Annotated in this window: 18 protein-coding genes; 7 read left to right on the top strand and 11 right to left on the bottom strand. The window is 68.3% G+C overall.

The features are described from left to right. Positions 1 to 7 precede the first annotated feature (7 nt). Positions 8 to 538: a PaaI family thioesterase gene (locus NC4_RS24500; RefSeq protein ID WP_067542478.1), complete on the bottom strand. Its 531-nt coding sequence runs from the start codon at positions 536 to 538 to the stop codon at positions 8 to 10. 196 nt (positions 539 to 734) lie between these two features. Between NC4_RS24500 and NC4_RS24495 the strand changes: the two genes are divergently transcribed. From NC4_RS24495 to NC4_RS24470, 6 genes are read left to right on the top strand one after another with little or no spacing between them, the layout of a single operon-like run. Next, a complete protein-coding gene (locus NC4_RS24495; RefSeq protein WP_067542474.1) occupies positions 735 to 1,859 on the top strand; it encodes an acyl-CoA dehydrogenase family protein in 1,125 nt (374 codons plus the stop codon). 11 nt (positions 1,860 to 1,870) lie between these two features. Beyond that, on the top strand, positions 1,871 to 2,908 hold the full coding sequence (locus NC4_RS24490) for an SDR family oxidoreductase (RefSeq protein WP_174566886.1): 1,038 nt from the start codon (positions 1,871 to 1,873) through the stop codon (positions 2,906 to 2,908). Next, entirely contained in the window at positions 2,905 to 4,146 is a 1,242-nt protein-coding gene (locus NC4_RS24485) for an aspartate aminotransferase family protein (RefSeq protein ID WP_067542471.1), read from the top strand. The genes NC4_RS24490 and NC4_RS24485 overlap by 4 nt, the downstream gene beginning before the upstream one ends. 11 nt (positions 4,147 to 4,157) lie before the next feature. Beyond that, the gene (locus tag NC4_RS24480; RefSeq protein ID WP_067542469.1) at positions 4,158 to 4,628 is read left to right on the top strand and encodes a type II toxin-antitoxin system RatA family toxin; all 471 of its coding nucleotides are present in this window, start codon (positions 4,158 to 4,160) and stop codon (positions 4,626 to 4,628) included. A 6-nt stretch (positions 4,629 to 4,634) separates the two neighbouring features. Next, positions 4,635 to 6,314, top strand: a complete 1,680-nt coding sequence (locus NC4_RS24475; protein ID WP_067542467.1) for an AMP-binding protein — start codon at positions 4,635 to 4,637, stop codon at positions 6,312 to 6,314. Further along, positions 6,305 to 6,967 (top strand): class I SAM-dependent methyltransferase, encoded by a 663-nt coding sequence (locus NC4_RS24470; RefSeq protein WP_067542465.1) that lies wholly within the window; start codon positions 6,305 to 6,307, stop codon positions 6,965 to 6,967. The genes NC4_RS24475 and NC4_RS24470 overlap by 10 nt, the downstream gene beginning before the upstream one ends. A gap of 15 nt (positions 6,968 to 6,982) precedes the next feature. On the opposite strand, the gene NC4_RS24465 is transcribed toward NC4_RS24470, so the two are convergent. The 9 genes from NC4_RS24465 to NC4_RS24425 all read right to left on the bottom strand — a co-directional run bounded on the left by NC4_RS24465 (position 6,983) and on the right by NC4_RS24425 (position 14,406). After that, positions 6,983 to 8,293 (bottom strand): FAD-binding oxidoreductase, encoded by a 1,311-nt coding sequence (locus tag NC4_RS24465; RefSeq protein ID WP_067542462.1) that lies wholly within the window; start codon positions 8,291 to 8,293, stop codon positions 6,983 to 6,985. A gap of 252 nt (positions 8,294 to 8,545) precedes the next feature. Continuing rightward, on the bottom strand, positions 8,546 to 9,220 hold the full coding sequence (locus NC4_RS24460; RefSeq protein WP_281186389.1) for a helical backbone metal receptor: 675 nt from the start codon (positions 9,218 to 9,220) through the stop codon (positions 8,546 to 8,548). A gap of 42 nt (positions 9,221 to 9,262) precedes the next feature. After that, positions 9,263 to 10,204, bottom strand: coding sequence for a PLL family lectin (locus NC4_RS24455; protein ID WP_067542459.1), 942 nt, complete (start codon positions 10,202 to 10,204; stop codon positions 9,263 to 9,265). Positions 10,205 to 10,236: 32 nt separating this feature from the next. Then, positions 10,237 to 10,515, bottom strand: a complete 279-nt coding sequence (locus tag NC4_RS41145) for a protease inhibitor I42 family protein (protein ID WP_067542457.1) — start codon at positions 10,513 to 10,515, stop codon at positions 10,237 to 10,239. After that, positions 10,512 to 11,294 carry a PLL family lectin gene (locus NC4_RS24445; RefSeq protein WP_501193519.1) on the bottom strand — a complete coding sequence of 261 codons (783 nt, stop codon included), beginning with the start codon at positions 11,292 to 11,294 and terminating at the stop codon, positions 10,512 to 10,514. The genes NC4_RS41145 and NC4_RS24445 overlap by 4 nt, the downstream gene beginning before the upstream one ends. A 6-nt stretch (positions 11,295 to 11,300) precedes the next feature. Beyond that, positions 11,301 to 12,203 carry a C1 family peptidase gene (locus NC4_RS24440; protein WP_067542451.1) on the bottom strand — a complete coding sequence of 301 codons (903 nt, stop codon included), beginning with the start codon at positions 12,201 to 12,203 and terminating at the stop codon, positions 11,301 to 11,303. Positions 12,204 to 12,396: 193 nt separating this feature from the next. Continuing rightward, a complete protein-coding gene (locus NC4_RS24435) occupies positions 12,397 to 13,641 on the bottom strand; it encodes a cytochrome P450 (protein ID WP_067542449.1) in 1,245 nt (414 codons plus the stop codon). Positions 13,642 to 13,683: 42 nt separating this feature from the next. Next, the gene (locus NC4_RS24430; protein ID WP_067542444.1) at positions 13,684 to 13,899 is read right to left on the bottom strand and encodes a hypothetical protein; all 216 of its coding nucleotides are present in this window, start codon (positions 13,897 to 13,899) and stop codon (positions 13,684 to 13,686) included. Positions 13,900 to 14,157: 258 nt separating this feature from the next. Continuing rightward, on the bottom strand, positions 14,158 to 14,406 hold the full coding sequence (locus NC4_RS24425) for a hypothetical protein (RefSeq protein WP_067542441.1): 249 nt from the start codon (positions 14,404 to 14,406) through the stop codon (positions 14,158 to 14,160). Positions 14,407 to 14,620: 214 nt separating this feature from the next. Here NC4_RS24425 and NC4_RS24420 point away from each other — a divergent pair, with 214 nt between their 5' ends. Next, a complete protein-coding gene (locus NC4_RS24420; protein WP_084529729.1) occupies positions 14,621 to 15,406 on the top strand; it encodes a hypothetical protein in 786 nt (261 codons plus the stop codon). On the opposite strand, the gene NC4_RS24415 is transcribed toward NC4_RS24420, so the two are convergent. Continuing rightward, a complete protein-coding gene (locus NC4_RS24415; RefSeq protein ID WP_174566885.1) occupies positions 15,396 to 16,418 on the bottom strand; it encodes a Gfo/Idh/MocA family protein in 1,023 nt (340 codons plus the stop codon). The genes NC4_RS24420 and NC4_RS24415 overlap by 11 nt on opposite strands. Positions 16,419 to 16,420 lie beyond the last annotated feature (2 nt).

Below are 16,420 nucleotides of genomic sequence, written 5' to 3'. Positions count from 1 at the left end.
CTCCTGATCAGACGGCGGCGGTCCGGCGGGCGGCGAGTTTGCAGACGTAGTCGAAGGAGACCTTGCCGACGAGGACGTCATTGTCGTCGTAGAGCATGGCGCGGCTGTCGACATCGAAGCGGGTCTGCTCGGTGCGCTCGGCAATGGCGCGGATATCGCGGGTGTCCACGGTGCCGATGGCGCGAATGCGGCCGATGGCGGGCTTGAAGTAGACCGAGCGGGAGTCGCGGACCACCATCCATTCGACCTCGCCGAGATCGGGGGCGGCGGCGCCGACGAAGGCCACGGCGCAGGCGATATCGGCGGCCAGATACAGGGCCGCGGCGTGCACGGTCTTGACGTGGTTGCGGAGCTCGGGATTGTCGGGCAGTTCCGCGATTGCCCGCTCGCCGTTCAGCTCGGTGACTCGCACCCCGGTGAACACGCCGAACGGCACGGCCGCATTGGCGATATCGGCGAGCTTGCCGTAGTCGGGATTCTCGGTGGCGAACTCCGCGAACGGCGCGAAGGCGCGGTCGAAGAATGACGTCTCGGCCATGGTCGGGTCCCTACTGCGTCGAATGGGGGCGGCTGACAGCATCTTTCGATTCGCAGTATGTCCGGGCGGGCGGGCCGGAAACGGGCCCATTGGGAGGTCCTATCGCCGTCTTCGGAACTGTGGAACGTACCAGGGCGGGGCGCGCCCGCGTCGGTAGTGTCCGCAACGGCCGGACATTGTGCGGAGGGACATATCGATGCGACTGCTGCAGCGCGAACGCGCGGATCTCGAGCGGTATCTGCCCGGTCTGGACGGGCGGCTGGCCGAGATTCCGCTCGCCGAACTGGAACGGCCCGGATCGCCGGGCCCGAACATGTTCCGCGACGCGGGCGGTCCGGGCCTGGTGATACCGGCCGAGCTCGAGGGGCTGGGCGCGGATGCGGTCGCGGCGGTGCGGGTGCAGCGGGCATTGGGCTCGCGGTCACCGTCGCTGGCGGTCGCGACCACCATGCATCACTTCTCGGTGTCGAGCCTCGCGCTGGTGGCCGAAGACGCGGGCAATGAATGGCTGCTCCTGGAAGCCGTTGCCACCCAAGGACTCCTGGTCGCCTCCGGCTTCGCCGAAGGTCGGCCCGACGGGCGCATACTCGCACCGACCATGACCGCGACCGTCACCCCTGAGGGCCTGCGCGTCTCCGGCGTCAAACGCCCCTGCAGCCTGGCACGGTCGATGGACCTGCTGACGGCGAGCGTCGTCGTGCCGGGATCGGGCGGGGATCAGCTCGGCGTGGCGCTGATCCCGGCCACCGATCCGGGCGTGACCGTCACGCCGTTCTGGTCCAGCTTCGCGCTCGCGGGCGCGGAGAGCGATCAGGTGACCATCGAGAATGTGCTGGTACCAAGCGATCTGGTCATACTCACCGGCCCGGTCGACGGCGCCGGGCTCGACGAGATCCAGATCATGGGCTTCGTCTGGTTCGAATTGCTGATGACCGCCTCGTATCTGGGCGCGGCCACCGCCCTGGTGGAGCGCGCGCTCGGCATGGACCGGGTGAGCGACAGCGAGAAGCTGCGCCTCGTCATCGCCGTGGAAGCGGCCATGGCTGGCGTGGAGAACATTGCCCGCCAGGTCGCCGACGGCCACTCCGAACAGCGACTGCTCGCCGATGTGCTGCTGGTGCGCTACGCCGCGCAGGACGCCATTGCCGCGGTCGTCCCGCGCGCCGCCGAACTGCTCGGCGGCCTGCACTTCCTGTCCGCCGACGATGTCGGATACCTCGCCGCCGCCGTCAACGGCCTCGGCTTCCACCCGCCGGCGCGCGCCAAGATGGCCGGTCCGCTGGCCGAGTACGCGGCGGGGTCCCCGTTGCGAATCGCCTGAAGGGAATCGGAATGAGCTGGCGCACCAGGACAATCCTGCTGACCGGCGGCTCCGGGGTGGTGGGGCGAGCCCTCATCGACGAGCTGGCCGCCGATTTCGATATCGTCTGCCTGCGGCACCGGCGGCCCATAGGCGATGTGCGAGTCAGCGAGTTCGCCGGTGACTTCGCCCATCCCACACTCGGTTTGCCCGCGGCGGACTACCGTCGGCTGGTGCATCGGATCGATGCGATCGTGCACGCCGCGGCGGTGACGAGCTGGAAGCAGGATCCCGCCGATATTCTCGCCGCGAACCTGGCGGGCCCGACAGCCATGCTGCGTCTGGCCGCGGAAGCCGGTGTGCCGCTGTACTTCTACAGCACCGCCTTCGTCGTGCATCCCTTCGCCGGTGCGGACACCTTCCCCGGTGCGGCGGCCTACCTGCGGTCGAAGCTTGAGGCCGAGAAGCTGGTGCGCGAGCATCCTGCCGTTACCGTCATCGTGCGGCCGTCGGTGATCTCCGGCAGCACGGCCGACGGATCCATGGCGGCCTTTCAGGGGTTGCATCGCGTGCTGGGTGGGGTGGTGCGCGGGCGGGTTCCGCTGGTGCCGTGCGTGCCCGAGTCGCTCATCGACACCATCCCGGTGGATCTGGTCGCCCGAGCCCAGGGTCGACTGCTGCGCGAGCAGGTGGCGACGGGGGAGTTCGCGTTGAGCGTGGGCCGGAATGCCCTGCGCGTGAGCGACTTCTTCGAACTGTGCGAGCGCATGTCGCACGAGCTGGGGATCGAGGTGGTCGCACCGCGATTCCTACCCGGCGAAGCCGTCGAACGCCTGGTACTGCCCCTGCTGGAGGAGGCGCTGCCGCTCGCCGCCCAGCAGATGCTCCGCGATCTGCTCGAATTCTGCTGGCTCTTCCAGACTCCCGAACCATTGCCCTCCTCGATGACCGAACTGGGCTTCACCGACGCGATCACCCACACCGCCCTGCGCGATGCGACGTGGAAGACCCTGCGCTACTGGGCAACCGCGAAAAACCTCCGACCCGAAACCGCGGAGCGGGTCTCATGACGGTCACGAGCGGCGTCCCCGCCTGGCCGGACCTGTGCCGCGCCCACTTCGGCCCGGCGCGCGCCGCATTCGGCAATCTGCTCGGCGGCATGGCCGAAATCGCCTCCGCGGGTGCGTGGGTCGAAGCGACCGACGGCCGCCGCTATCTCGATTTCGGCGGGTACGGTGTCTTCCTGCTCGGGCACCGGCATCCGGCGGTGACGGCCGCCGTGCACCGCCAGCTCGATCGGCATCCGATGTCCACCCGCGTCTTCTTCGAACCGACAGCCCTGCGCGCCGCCGCCGCGCTGACGGCCACCCTGCCGGGCGAACTGTCGATGGTGCAGTTCACCAACTCCGGAAGCGAGGCCACCGAGGCCGCGCTCAAACTCGCCCGCGCGCACGGCAAATCGGCATTGATCAGCGCGCGCAACGGCTTCCACGGCAAGACCCTCGGGGCACTGAGCGTCACCACCAACGAGAAATACCATCGCGCGTTCCGGCCGCTGCTCCCGCGGGTGACCGAGGTGCCGTTCGGCGATGCGACCGTCATGGCCGAGGCGCTCGAAGCGGTCGCGGGCAGCGGATGTGTCGTCCTCGAACCGGTCCAGGGCGAGGGCGGCGTGCACATCCCGCCCGACGGCTACCTGCGGGCGGTGGCCGAGCTGTGCCGACGCCACCGGGCGTTGCTGGTGATCGACGAAATACAAACGGGCCTGGGGCGTCTGGGCTCCTGGTGGGGCATCGACCGCGAAGGCATCGTGCCCGACATCCTGCTCGCGGGCAAGGGCCTGTCCGGCGGCGTGGTGCCCATAGCGGCCATGATCGCCGATCCGGTCACCTTCGCCCCCTTCGCCGATGACCCCTATCTGCACACGTCCACCTTCACCGCCGCGCCGATCGCCTGCGCGGCCGCGCTTGCGGCCATAGACACCATGCGTGACGACGAATTGCCCCGGCGGGCAGCCGAACTCGGCGCACGGCTGCTGGAGGGCCTCCGGCACAGTGCCGACGCCCATCCGGCCCGCGACCGGATCACGGTGCGCGGGCGCGGCCTGCTGCTCGGCGTCGATCTCGCCACGCCCGGCGCAGTCGGCGAACTGTTCCTGAACCTCCTCGACCGGGGAGTGCTCGCCAATCACTCGCTCAATGCCTCCAGCGTGGTGCGGTTCACCCCGCCCGCGATCATCACCGACAGCGACGTCGACCTGTTCCTGGCGGCCTTCGACGACGCACTCGCCGCCGTGCCGTTCGGCTGAGAGGAAAACCCTTGCGCGCCGAAGATTTCCGCTACTTCGCCCCCGCGGCCGAGGCGGCGGACAGTTTCGACCGGATCAGCGATTTCGCTCGCTATCCGGAGGTCACCGATGCGGTCGTCTCGGTCGACTACGCCGAGTCCGGCGACCGCGGCCTGATCTCCGCCTGGGTCGTGAAATTCCGCCGCGGCCTGCTGTGCTGGACCGAACGCGATGTCTTCGACCGCGCCGCCGGAACCATCGAATTCGAACAGCTCACCGGAGATTTCACCAGCTTCCACGGCCGCTGGCGGATCACCGGCACCGAGCGGGGCGCCGAAATCGGCTTCACCGCCGAATTCGACCTGGGCATGCCCACCCTCGCCGACATTCTCGATCCCGTCGCGGAATCCGCGCTGCGGGACAACATCACCCGCATTCTCGGCGGCCCGCTCGGCGAACTCCATCCGCTGACCCCCGCCGATACGGCTGAATCGAAAGGCTGACCCGTCGTGACCATCACCGACATTCCCGAATTCTTCCGGGACCACAATCCGGGCCGCGGCCTGAAACGCATTACGGCCATTTCGCGGCCGCCCGCCACCGGCTACTACGGCGATGCCTGGCATACCGCCGCGGCGCGGTTCCCGGATCAGCGGATCGCGCTCCAGCGACCGGCCGATATCGCACCGGAGGCCGGTACCGGATACACGTATTCGCAATGGGCGGATCAGGTTTCGGAAATCGCAGCCTGCCTGTTCGAAACCGGTGTGCGCCCGTGGGACCGGGTGGCGGTGATGAAGGCCAATCATCCCGACGTCCAGGTCATCGGCAGCGCGGTCGCGCGCCTGGGAGCCGTTCCGTTCCAGCTGGCCTGGAATCACGACCACGATGTCGCCACCACCCTGCTGCAGCGGCTCGACCGGCCGTTCCTGGTGACCGATCACGGCAGGCTCGCACAGGCCGAGCTGAGCCCGGAGGAGCTGCGGACGCTCACCACCAGAACCATTGTCGTCGGCCGGGATCCGGCCCCGGAGGGCACTGTCCACCTCGACGATCTGCGCGGCGCGAATCCGGCCCCGGTCCGGTTGCGGGGCTGGAGCGAGCCCATGGTGGCCACCCACACCTCCGGCACCACCGGCTACCCGAAATTCGCACTGCACTCCGCCGAAACCCTGCACGCGGTCGCCCATGTGGAAACCGAGCACTGGGGTGGCCTGGGCTTCCGAAACAGCGACGTCTTCGCGTTCTTCGACCCGTACTTCCACCAGCACACCATTACGGCCTTGCTGACCCTGGCCACCGTCGGCCCGCGCTTCGTCGCCATTTCCGATGTCCTGGAACCGAATGTGGCAGACCTGCTCGCGGCGGACAAGCCCACGGTCGTCGACATGCCGCCGAATATGTACCTCGTCCTCGAACACCTGGCATCGGATCCGCGCGATCTGTTCGAGAAGGTCCGCTTCTACATCAGCTCCTTCGACGCCGTTCACACCCGCTCCATCCGGACCTTCCTGGCCGCCAGCAAGTTCACCCTGCCCGGCTGGATGCAGTCCTGGAGTCAAACCGAACAGGGCACGATCGTCCTGCGCCCCTACCTGAAATTCATGGTGCGCAAGGTCGGCCAATTCCCGCCGCCCTCGCAGAACATGGGCTGGCCCCTGCCCACCGTCGCGAAACTGCGCGCCGTCGATCCCGAAACCGGCGTGGAAGTCCCGCGCGGTCAGGTCGGGCTGATCGAGATCGATCACCCCGGCCGCTGCCTCGCCTATATCGGCGAACAGCACCGCCACACCAATAAGGCCGACGGAACCTGTTGGAACACCGGCGATCTCGGCATCATCTCGCGCTGGGGCACGGTCCGCCTCATCGACCGCGAGATCGACCGCATCGAGGGCGGCAGCGGCATCGCCATCGAAGACGCCCTGCTGGATCGCCTTCCCGAAACCAGCGAGGTCGTCATTCTGCCCCGCGCCGCGGCGCTGCCCGCACCGGTCTACTCCACCTACTCCGGCGAGCCCGTTCCGGCCGAGCGGTGGGCCGCGGCGACCGCGGGTCTGCCCACCCTCGCCGGTCCGATCCACTTGCCCTGGAACGACTTTCCCCGCACCGCCACTTGGAAGATCCGCCGCGTGGAACTGCGCCGCCGCCTCTCCGACGAGGCGCCCACCGGAATCGGCGCATGGACCTGACGCCCGGCCCCCTGGACGCCCGCCCCGGCCAAGCCGTCTACAGCCGCCGCATTCTCGCCGTCTACGACCTCGGCGTCCTGCGCCTGTCCTACCCCCTGGCCTGGGGTTGCCCGAGCAAACACCTGGTGGCCCACTACAACCGGAACGTCGGCGTCAACCACCTGGATATCGGCGTCGGCACCGGCTTCTTCCTGGACCGCTGCCGGTTCCCGCAGCCGCCGACCATCACCCTCGTCGACATGAACGCCAACTCCCTGGCGGTCACCGACGAACGCCTGCGCCGCTACCGCGTCTCGACCCTCCAGGCGAACATCCTCGACCCCCTGCTCCTGCCCCCGGAAAGCTTCGACTCCATCGGCATCAACTGCCTGCTCCACTGCCTTCCAGGCACTTTCGACCAGAAGACCACCGCCCTGGCGAACGTGCGAAAACTCGTCCGCCCCGGCGGCGTGGTCTTCGGTTCGACGGTCCTGGTGAAGGGCGTCCACCACAACCCGCTGGGCCGCTACCTCGTGAACTCCTGGAACCGCCGGGGCATCTGGTCCAACCGACACGACGACCACCCCGGCCCCCAGCGCGCCCTCGGCTCGCACTTCACTCACGTGGAGATCGAAATGCGAGGCCGCTCAGCACTGTTCACCGCACGCCCCTGACCCGACGGGACCGCGTCAGCGCAGCACCGGGAAGTTGCTGCGGAAGCGGTCTTCGGGATCGCGGGACCGCTTGACCGCCCGCAGCCGGTTCAGCGCGTCCGCGCCGAAAGCGTTTGCGGCGCTTTCGGAGTTATTGAGGAAGCCGAACGGCTTGCGCCCGCTGACCGTCGCGCCGAGGCCGTCCACGAGCTGCTGCCGCCGCTCCGCGATGGCCGCGCTCGCCTCGGGTGAAACCCCCAGGCCGACGGTGTAGAGCAGGTACGGATCGCTGATCGGGCCGTGCGGGCTGTCCGACGGCCGCGTCATGGCCCCGCCCAGGTGGCGCAGCTGCACCTGGAGCAGCGGCGCGATCGGTTCCGCGAGTACGGCCTTCGCGGTGGCATCGCCCAGATCGGTGAGCAACTCGCCGCGCGACAGGCCCGGCCCGGGATCGATCGGATCATTGGCGATCGTGCCGAGCTCGGCAATCGGCAGCTCGGCCCGGCTGTCGGACACCGGTTCGCCGATACCGGCCAAGGGCCGCAACAACTCTCGCGCCGAATCGGCATCCCCGAGGTAGGCGAGTTCGATGCCGACCATCGGCGCGCCGCCCGGGAACTGCACCAGGTTGAACCACACCGACAGCTCGTCGGGCGCGTCCGCGGTGATCTCCCGGAAGGCCTCCATCGCCGCCTCGGAACGGTCACCGGCCCAGGTCAGCATGCCGCCGTACAGGCGCGGCGCGGGCAGCAGATCGAATTCGAGCGCGGTGACGAAGGCGAAATCGCCGCCGCCACCCCGCAGCGCCCAGAACAGTTCGGCATCCGAGTCCGCCGTCACCCGGGCGGTGGCGCCGTCCGCGGTGACGACCTCGAACGCGGTGACGCGATCGGCGGCCCATCCGTACGCGCGCGAGAACCAGCTGATGCCGCCGCCCAGGGTGTACCCGGTGACGCTCACACCGGGCGAGCTGCCCGCCAGCCCGAGCAGCCCGTGCGGGCTGGTCCGCGTCAGCACCTCACCCCAGGTGACGCCCGCACCCACCCGCGCGGTCCGCGCGTCCGGATCCACCCGCAGCTCCCGGAGTTTCCCGGTGCGCACCAGCACCACGCCCTCGGTGTCCCCGCTGGCGCCGTGCCCGCTCGGCTGTGCCGCCAGCGTCAGCTTCCGGTCGGCCGCGTACCGCACCAGTGCGGCGGCGTCGGCCGCATCGGCAACCTCGACCACGGCGGACACCGGCTGGTCGACAGTCAGATTCCAGGGCGTGCGCGCCCGATCGAATCCGCTGTCACCCGGCAGCAGCACCGCACCGCGCACCGCGCTCCGCAGGTCGGAGAGGTTCGTCATGAAATCTCGGCAACTTTCGATCGGCCGACCCCGGGGTCGGCGAAGCAGCGCCCGCAGGCGCGAGGACAGGGGTGGAAGCGTACCGTGCGGTAGGTCGATTCCATGATTCGCGGCAGCGACGGGGGATCCGCATCAAGCGCGAAAGGATTGAGCCAGTTGCCTGGTCAGTAGTCCGCGCGCACCGACCAGGGACGGGCCGTACCAAGTGAGGCTGCTGCCCTCGACCAAGGCCACGGGGATACCGGGGAAAGCCTAGGGACCATCGGTTTCGGTGAAGACATAGGGCTCATCGGGGAGGACGGCGAACTCGACGCCCTCGACCAGCTCGCCGGGGGACACCGTCGGATACCGCTCCGGACGGTCGGCGTGGACCAGTCGCAGTCCTAATCGCGCGGCGAGGTCGGCGGTGAAGGTGTCACGCCCGACGACCATCCAGGGATCGCGCCAGATGGGAATCACCGCGGGGCGGACCGGTTCCGGGGGCGGCGCGACCCACTCCGATGCCGCATGCCGCAACCAGGCCGGGGCGGGGACGCCCAAGGCTGTCGCGAACAGTCGCTCGAGGGAAGCGAATGCCTCGTCCAGGGTGCGAATCCTGGTCACCCATACCGGAATTCCCGCCGCCCGCAGGCGTTCGACATCGAGGCGGCGGTTCTCCTCCTGATTGCAGATCACCAGATCCGGCGCGATCTCGGCAATGCGCCTGACATTCGGATTCTTGGTGCCCCGCACCCGCTCGACCGCGAGATCCCGCGGCTGGGTGCACCAGTCGGTCGCCGCGACCAGCAGTCCCGGACAGGTCACGGCGATCGACTCGGTCAGCGACGGCACCAGCGAGACCACGCGCCGCACCGGCCGGGGGATCCGGACGAGCGCGCCGAGATCGTCGGCCGGGTCGGCCTTGTGCGAGGACGGCGTGGGGTCCACGGGATCCCAGGGTAGTCCCGGCGGCCGCCGCCCGGCCGGAACTCAGAGTGTCGAACCGCGCCAGGCCAACTGCAGCTCATGCCTGCCCACCGCCGTGCGGAACGCGGACAGGGCCGGGGCGCAGGCGGTTTCGAAGGCGGCGATGCGGGCCGGGGGCTGCCAGGTCTGATCGCCGTCGAAGCCCGAGTACCAGATTTCCGAGCCGCTGGCCGACTTCCAGGTCAGGTGCAGGCGGCCGTCGTGGGCGGCCAGGGCCGGGGCGAGATCGGAGTACGCGTCGGGGGGATTGCTGCGCGAGATCCAGGCGACGCCGTCCTCCGAACTCCAGAGCCGAATCCAGCTGTCGTCGTCGAAGGTCGCCCGGGCGCCGCGGTGCGCCAGATAGAGCCGGTCGCCGAGCACCGCGATTGCGGGGGAGTCGGCGGAGAGGATGCCGGGCAGCGGGGTGGGTGCGCTCCAGCCCGCATCGCCCCGGGTCGCGGTGTAGAGGTTCTGGTCGGAGCCGATGAGATGGTCGGTGCCGCGCCAGAAGGCATGCAGCGCACCGCGGAACACCACCAGGCACGGCGCGCTGGAGGTCTCCGCGCCACCCAGGATCTGCTGGTCCTCCCATTTGTGCCCGTCCGACGAGGTGGACCAGTAGATGCTTTGATCGCGGTCGGCGCCCTTCCAGGCCAGATACAGCCGTTCGCCGCCGTCCTCGTCCACCGCGGCCAGCGCCGGATGCTCGGAGGTGCCGACGAACGGGAAGTTCCAGGGCGGCGACCAGGTGCTGCCGTCCTCGCTACCGGCGAACCAGATGCTGTTCGTACTGTCCTCCGCCCGCCAGGCCATGTGCAGGCGGTGCTGGAACTCGGTCAGCGCGGGCGCCTCGGGCGAGGTGGCGCCGGGCACCGGGGCCTGTTCGGTCCAGGCGCCGCCCGCCGGTGCGGCGGAGGCCCATAGTCGAGTGTCGGGATTTCGGCGGGAGAAGGGATTGTTCATGGAACTCACCGCGGCTTTCTGGAGTGCGCGAATCAGGTGGTGATGATTTCGATGGTGCGGGTATCGGCCGCGTCGCCGTTCCACGCACGCGCGAGGCGGAACTCGACGGCATACGGTCCGGGGGCGGTGGCACGGATCAGAAAATGCTGGGTGCCACCGTCACCGGGTTGTCCGCCGGGTTCCGGGGTGAATCCGGCATCGACGATCTCGACGCCGTCGGGAATATCGCCGGGCCGCCAGCGATAGCCCGTGACAGGGGCCGACCGCAGCTCGAGGTCGACGGTCCGGCCCACCGCGGCGGTGATTCTCATCCGAACCACTTGTGGAACAGCGCGGAATTCGCGCCCTCGGCAAAGCAGTCCAGGCGGCCGGAGGTCCCGGACGCGGCGGCCGCGCCGGAAAAGAGCTGCCCACCCAGATTCTCCTCGGCGCTCCATTGAGCGCCGTCCCACCAGCGATGCATCATGCGGAAATCGACTCCGGGATAGAACAGGTCGATGCGATCGGGTCCCCAGGAGACGGCGGCCGGGGCACCGGCGAGATAGCCGCCCAGGTTCTCCCATTCGCTCCACTTGGAGCCGTTCCAATACTTGTGATGCAGCTGGTTGTCGCCGCCCTTCGCGAAGGCGTCCAGCCGGTCGGCCGCTCCCGAGGCGACCGCCGGAGCGGAATCCAGTACGCCCCCGAGCTGCTCCCAGCCACCCCACTGGCTGCCGTCCCACCACAGATGCCACAGCGCGGAATCCATTCCGCGCGCGAACACATCGAGGCGGTCCGGACCCCACGACACCGCGGCCGGATCGGAGGACAGCGCCCCGCCCAGCGCCTCCCAACCGCTCCAACCGCCTTGGAACCATGTGTGATACAGCTGATGGTCATGACCCGCGGCGAATACGTCGAGCCGGTCGGGCGCCCACGAGCAGATGGCCGGTCCGCCCTGCGCACCGCCGCCCAGTGATTCCCAGCCGCCCCAGTGCGCGCCGTCCCACCAGCGGTGGTGCACCGCGGCATCCGCGCCGCGCGCGACGACATCGAGGCGGTTCGGGCCCCAGGACACGGCGGCGGGTTTGGACGTCAGGAGCCCGCCCAGCGATTCTCAGCCGTTCCAGCCGAAGGCCGCCGGGAGCCGCACATTGCGTGCCGTGGCAAAGGAATAGGTATCGAAATTGCATTCCCCGTACGCGATTTTGAAGAAGCCGGACATGCCCCAGCCGGTGCCCCACGAGTTCTTGGCGATCCAGCACTGCTCGGCCTCGGAGTAGCCGATCACCTCCACGCAGTGCCCGCCCTGCCACCTGCCGGTGACATGGTGATACACCCCCGAGCCGTAGGCGAAGAAGTCGTCGTAGACGTCGAAAGACGCTGCGCACGGGCCGATTTCGGATAAATGATGCTTGCGCGCGGCGATATCGGTGAGCAGTTCGTGGCTCTCGATGCTCACCTGGGTGGCCGGTCGATCGAGTACCTGCCGCTGATAAGGCTTCCACAGATTGGTCGCGGGATCGATCTGCGGCGGATTGTCGAAGGCGCTCATATACGGCAGCGCACTGTCACCCACGACGCCGCGCAGCTTGATCTGCTCCATGCACGCGTGCGCGTTCCAGCCGCCGCAGCTCGGTCCGTGGCTGGAATTGAAATGCGAGTCGGCCTCGGACAGGTCGAGCAGCTGCGAATGTTCGATGGACGCCATGGATTCCACCACCGCCGTACAGCAGAACGAGACGCACGAGCCGCAGTTCAGCTGATCCCTGACCGAGGTGACGTGATTGCCGTTGTGGTCGCGCCAGTCGACCGCCGGTGCGAAGGCCAGGGATTCGGCCGCGGCGGTGTCCGGTCGCCCGGCGGCGGCCAGAGCCAGGTCCTCGTCGCTGAACACGACGCCCAGCAGGGCCTTCTTCCTGGCATCGCTCAGCAGTGATTGCGGGGTCTCGCGGGCCGACCAGCGCGCCTTGGCGTTTCGCAGCTGATGGTTCAATTCGGTGGTATCAAGATTGGCCATAACACTGTCCTTGGTTGGAACCGAAGTGAATTGGCCGCTTCGTCGCGGCGGACGTGGCCGGTGCCCCGTGCTGGAACCACCCTCAAAGTATGCGCGATGGCCTACCTGGGCAGAGGCGGAATCGGCGCTGCCCAGGTACGAACCGAATTGCCAGTTTCTGTTGTGGCACTGATGATCTCACCGAATCGTGCGGTCAGCTGTAGGCTACCTTCCAGCTCTTGATGGCATTGAGCCAGCCCGAGCGCAGCCGGATCGGCGGGGAGATCTCGGAGAGGTTCGGCATGACGTCGGCGATGGTATTGAACATGAGGTCGATCTCGAGCCGTGCCAGATTGGCGCCCGCGCAATGGTGGGTGCCGCTGCCGCCGAAGCCCACGTGCGGATTGTGGGTGCGGAGGATATCGAACTCGTAGGGGTTCTCGAAGTGGGATTCGTCGAAATTGGCCGAGGCGTAGAAGAGTCCGACGCGATCGCCCGCGGCGATCGGCTGCCCGCTGATCTCGGTATCGCGCAGGGCGGTGCGCTGGATGGCGACCACCGGGGTGGCCCAGCGGACGATCTCGTCGACGGCCGTCCGGGGCCGCTGGGTCTTGTAGATCTCCCACTGGTCCGGATGGTCGACGAACGCCTTCATACCGAGACTGATGGCATTGCGGGTGTTCTCGTTACCGCCGACGATGAGCAGCACCACGAACCACGCGAACTCCTCGGAGGTCAGGCCCGCGCCCTCGACATCGGCCTGGATCAACGTGGTGACCAGGTCGTTCCGCGGGGCCCGGCGCTTCTCCTCGGCGAGATTCCAGGCGTAGCCCATGACGCTCGCGGTGGCCATCCGGTGATCGCCCTCGAAGTCGGGATCGTCATAGCCCATTATCTGATTGGTCCACTCGAAGAGCTGACCCCGATCGGCCTGCGGCACGCCCAGCAGTTCGGCGATGGCCTGTACCGGAAGCTCGCTGGCGACCTGTTCGACGAAGTCGCCACCGCCGGATGTGCTGGCCTCGTGGACGATTCGCTCGGCGCGCTCGCGCAGCGCGGCCCGTAGCGTCTCCACGGCGCGCGGTGTGAAGCCCTTGGAGATGATGCGACGGAACCGGGTGTGCTTGGGCGGATCCATATTCAGCAGCATGGCGCGCTGAATCTCGATCTCCGCGCGGGTGGTATCGCTGGGCTGCCGGATGACCGCGGTGTTCTCCTCCGAGGAGAAGACCTCCGGATTGCACGAAATCTCCTTGATGGCATCGAGTTTGGTGACAACCCAGTAGCCGCCGGTAGCGAACCCGCTGCGCCCGTCGGGCTGCGGATTCCAGTACACCGGGGCGGTGCGGCGCAGTTCGGCGAACTCCTCGACGGGCAGGCGCTCGGCGAGCAGATCCGGATCGGTGAAATCGAATCCGGCGGGGATGGACGGCACGGAACCTCCTGGACGAATGATCATCAAAAGTCAATCATGCGTCCCGATGAGTGGCGCGCCGAGGCCTCAGGATGTCTTCGGGCAGAACGGGTCACACGCGGCGGGCACACTGGGAACCGGCGGCGCTTCGTCGAAATTCGCGGTGCTCACCACCAGCAGGACGGCGATGGCGAAGCCCTGCAGCAGGGTGGCGGTGGCGACCACGAGCGCCCAATTGAGCCGCGGGAACGTGATGACTTCGGTGCCGTCGTCGAGGATGTGGAAGATCACCGCGGCGCTCACGCCTGTGCGAGACAGTTGTGTCAGAACGGCGCTACGCCACCAACCCCTAGCCATGGCCGAACCCGAAGCCTTTACCCGGAACAAATCTGAAGTGCCGTCAATGCGGCATCCTCAGGGTACGTCTCACCTGCGGTGATAGCTACGGAGTATCTGGCAAATCGGATTACGAATACCGATCAGTTCGGTCTAAGAAACAGCTCGAATCGGTTGGGATTCGGGGGTCCAACCGATTCGAGGTCACTGCGTCAGCGGGGCGGACTACCTACCCTGCAGGATGTAGGGCGGGTAGGAGCCGGTGTCCAGCTGGCACCGCCACTCGCGGATGGCACCCTCTCGCTGGAACTGCTGGTCCGCATCGATACACCGGCTGTTGGTCGTGTACGACCCGATGTAGCGCCAGCCGTCGCCCAATTCGGCCTCGGGCCCCGCCTGGGCGGGGCCGCCCAGTGCGGTGAGTCCCGCGATCGCGATCCCGGCGCCGATAGCTGCTGCACGTATGCGCATCATTCTTCCAATCTCTGTACGGGACAGGCCGATCGAGCTTTTCGCCTGCCCACAGCCCGGCAGCTTACGACCGGCGACCCCTGCGTAGCAGTGAAATTCGAGGATTTCGTTTTGAAAGCTGCTGGCAGCCAATGGAATTGGTGTCTTGCGTATGAGCAAGATCGATGCCGGGGCTTACCTCCCGGAAAGATGCGGTGACGAGGGATAACATCGGATCGTGATCACGAGGGAAGTACTCTGCGCGTTCTCCCTGACCGCGGTGGCCGCGGTCCTGTTCTCGACGACCGGGTGCGGCGCGGATGACTCACACGCCGGTCATACCCCCACGGCGACGCAGCGCGCGACCTCGCCGAAACCGCCGCCGACCACGACGCTCGCGGCGCCCACCGTGACCGTTCCGGCCGTCGGCGAGGTGCCCGGCAATGCGAACGCGGCGGCCGCATTGCAGCCGTGGGTGCGGGACCTGGTCGCCGGGGATACCGATGAACTGGTGCGCAAGTGCTGGACCATCGAGCCGCAGCACGCCCGCGAGATGTACGCCGACAAGAACGGAATTCTCGCCGCGATCGGAGAACCCGGCATCGACGGGCAGTTCGCCGTGAGCTGGCAGGGCCCGGTCCGGACGGTCAGCGTGAAACGCGGCGAGATCGCCTCCGGATACGCGTGCCCCTATGTGCGCCCGACCGGATCCCGCACCGGCTTCACCGAGGCCGATGCGCGGTACGCCGTCTACCGGTACCTGTCTCGATGGGTGGGCAGGCCGGTCGATTCCTCCGATGTGGAGGGCGCCTACCCGCTGGTGTGCGCCGGTTCCGTGCTGGCGGGCAATCCGGGCAGACTCACCGGGACCACCGCCTTCGGCGAATCGACGTCGCGGGTGGTCGGCCGCGACGATGTCGAAGTGTCCGTGCCCGTGACGAATTCGTCGGGTGTGACGGGGCCGCTGGTCTTCGCGACGGCCATCGGTCCGGAGGGCTACTGCATCAACGACATCAGCGGGTGACCCGCTCCAGAATCTTCAGTGTCTCGATGGCATCGCGCGGGTCGACGGGGACGGGCGCGCCGTCGCGGAGCGCCGCGGCCATGCCGCGGTAGAACGCCGGATAGTCGCCGGGCTCGCTGGGCACGGGTCGGGTGTCGTCCTCGGTGCCGAACAGGCCCCAGTGCTCGGGTTCGACCGTGCCCCAGGGTTTCCCGTCATCGGGGCGGCGACCGGCGCGCAGGGCCGCCTCCTGTGGATCGAGACCGTATGTCACATAGGCATTCTCGGAGCCCAGCACGCGCAGGCGCGGGCCCAGTTGCGGCGCGACGGCGCTCATCCACAAATGGGAGCGCACGCCATTGGCGTGGGTGAGCGCGAGGAAGGCGTCGTCATCGGCCTGCACGCCGGGGCGGTGGCGGTCGCGTTCGCCGTACACGTCCACGACCGGCCCGAAGAGGGTGAGGGCCTGATCGACGAGATGACTGCCCAGATCGAAGAGGATGCCCGCGCCCTCGTCCGCGCCGCCCAGTTCGCGCCAGCCGCCCTTGGGCGTCGGCCGCCACCGTTCGAATCGGGATTCGAACCGGCGCACCGTGCCCAGGCTGCCGTCCTCGATGAGCGCCCGCGCGGTGCGGAAGTCACTGTCCCAGCGCCGATTCTGGAAGACCGACAACGGCAGTCCGGCCCGCGAGGCCGCCGCGACCACCTGTTCGGCCTCCGCCGAGGTGACCGCGAACGGTTTGTCCACGACGATCGCGAGCCCGGCCGCCAAGGCTTGCAGCGTGAGCGGCGCATGGGTGCGGTTGGGCGTCGCGATCACCGCCAGCTCGATACCGTCCGGATCGGCGAAAAGCTCATCGGCCGTGCGGAATACGCGCACCCCGGGATGCTCCGCGAGGGCCTGCTCGGCGCGTTCGGCCGAGGAGGTCACCACGGCGGCGACCCGCAGCCGCGGCTCGGCGGCAATGAGCGGCGCGTGGAACACCGCCCCCGCCAACCCGTATCCCACTACGGCCACACCGATGTCCGGCACCT

It is taken from the genome of Nocardia crassostreae, from assembly GCF_001613405.1.
Classification (GTDB): domain Bacteria; phylum Actinomycetota; class Actinomycetes; order Mycobacteriales; family Mycobacteriaceae; genus Nocardia; species Nocardia crassostreae.
The sequence above is the reverse complement of the archived record's forward strand: the minus strand, read 5'-3'. Positions and strand labels throughout refer to the sequence as shown.

Coding starts and splice junctions, on each gene's coding strand:
- NC4_RS24490 (WP_174566886.1), top strand. CDS start 1,871: ATGAGCTGGCGCACCAGGACAATCCTGCTGACCGGCGGCTCCGGGGTG.
- NC4_RS24485 (WP_067542471.1), top strand. CDS start 2,905: ATGACGGTCACGAGCGGCGTCCCCGCCTGGCCGGACCTGTGCCGCGCC.
- NC4_RS41145 (WP_067542457.1), bottom strand. CDS start 10,515: ATGAGAATCACCGCCGCGGTGGGCCGGACCGTCGACCTCGAGCTGCGG.
- NC4_RS24465 (WP_067542462.1), bottom strand. CDS start 8,293: ATGACGAACCTCTCCGACCTGCGGAGCGCGGTGCGCGGTGCGGTGCTG.
- NC4_RS24500 (WP_067542478.1), bottom strand. CDS start 538: ATGGCCGAGACGTCATTCTTCGACCGCGCCTTCGCGCCGTTCGCGGAG.
- NC4_RS24470 (WP_067542465.1), top strand. CDS start 6,305: ATGGACCTGACGCCCGGCCCCCTGGACGCCCGCCCCGGCCAAGCCGTC.
- NC4_RS24455 (WP_067542459.1), bottom strand. CDS start 10,204: ATGAACAATCCCTTCTCCCGCCGAAATCCCGACACTCGACTATGGGCC.
- NC4_RS24440 (WP_067542451.1), bottom strand. CDS start 12,203: ATGGCCAATCTTGATACCACCGAATTGAACCATCAGCTGCGAAACGCC.
- NC4_RS24435 (WP_067542449.1), bottom strand. CDS start 13,641: ATGATCATTCGTCCAGGAGGTTCCGTGCCGTCCATCCCCGCCGGATTC.
- NC4_RS24495 (WP_067542474.1), top strand. CDS start 735: ATGCGACTGCTGCAGCGCGAACGCGCGGATCTCGAGCGGTATCTGCCC.
- NC4_RS24425 (WP_067542441.1), bottom strand. CDS start 14,406: ATGATGCGCATACGTGCAGCAGCTATCGGCGCCGGGATCGCGATCGCG.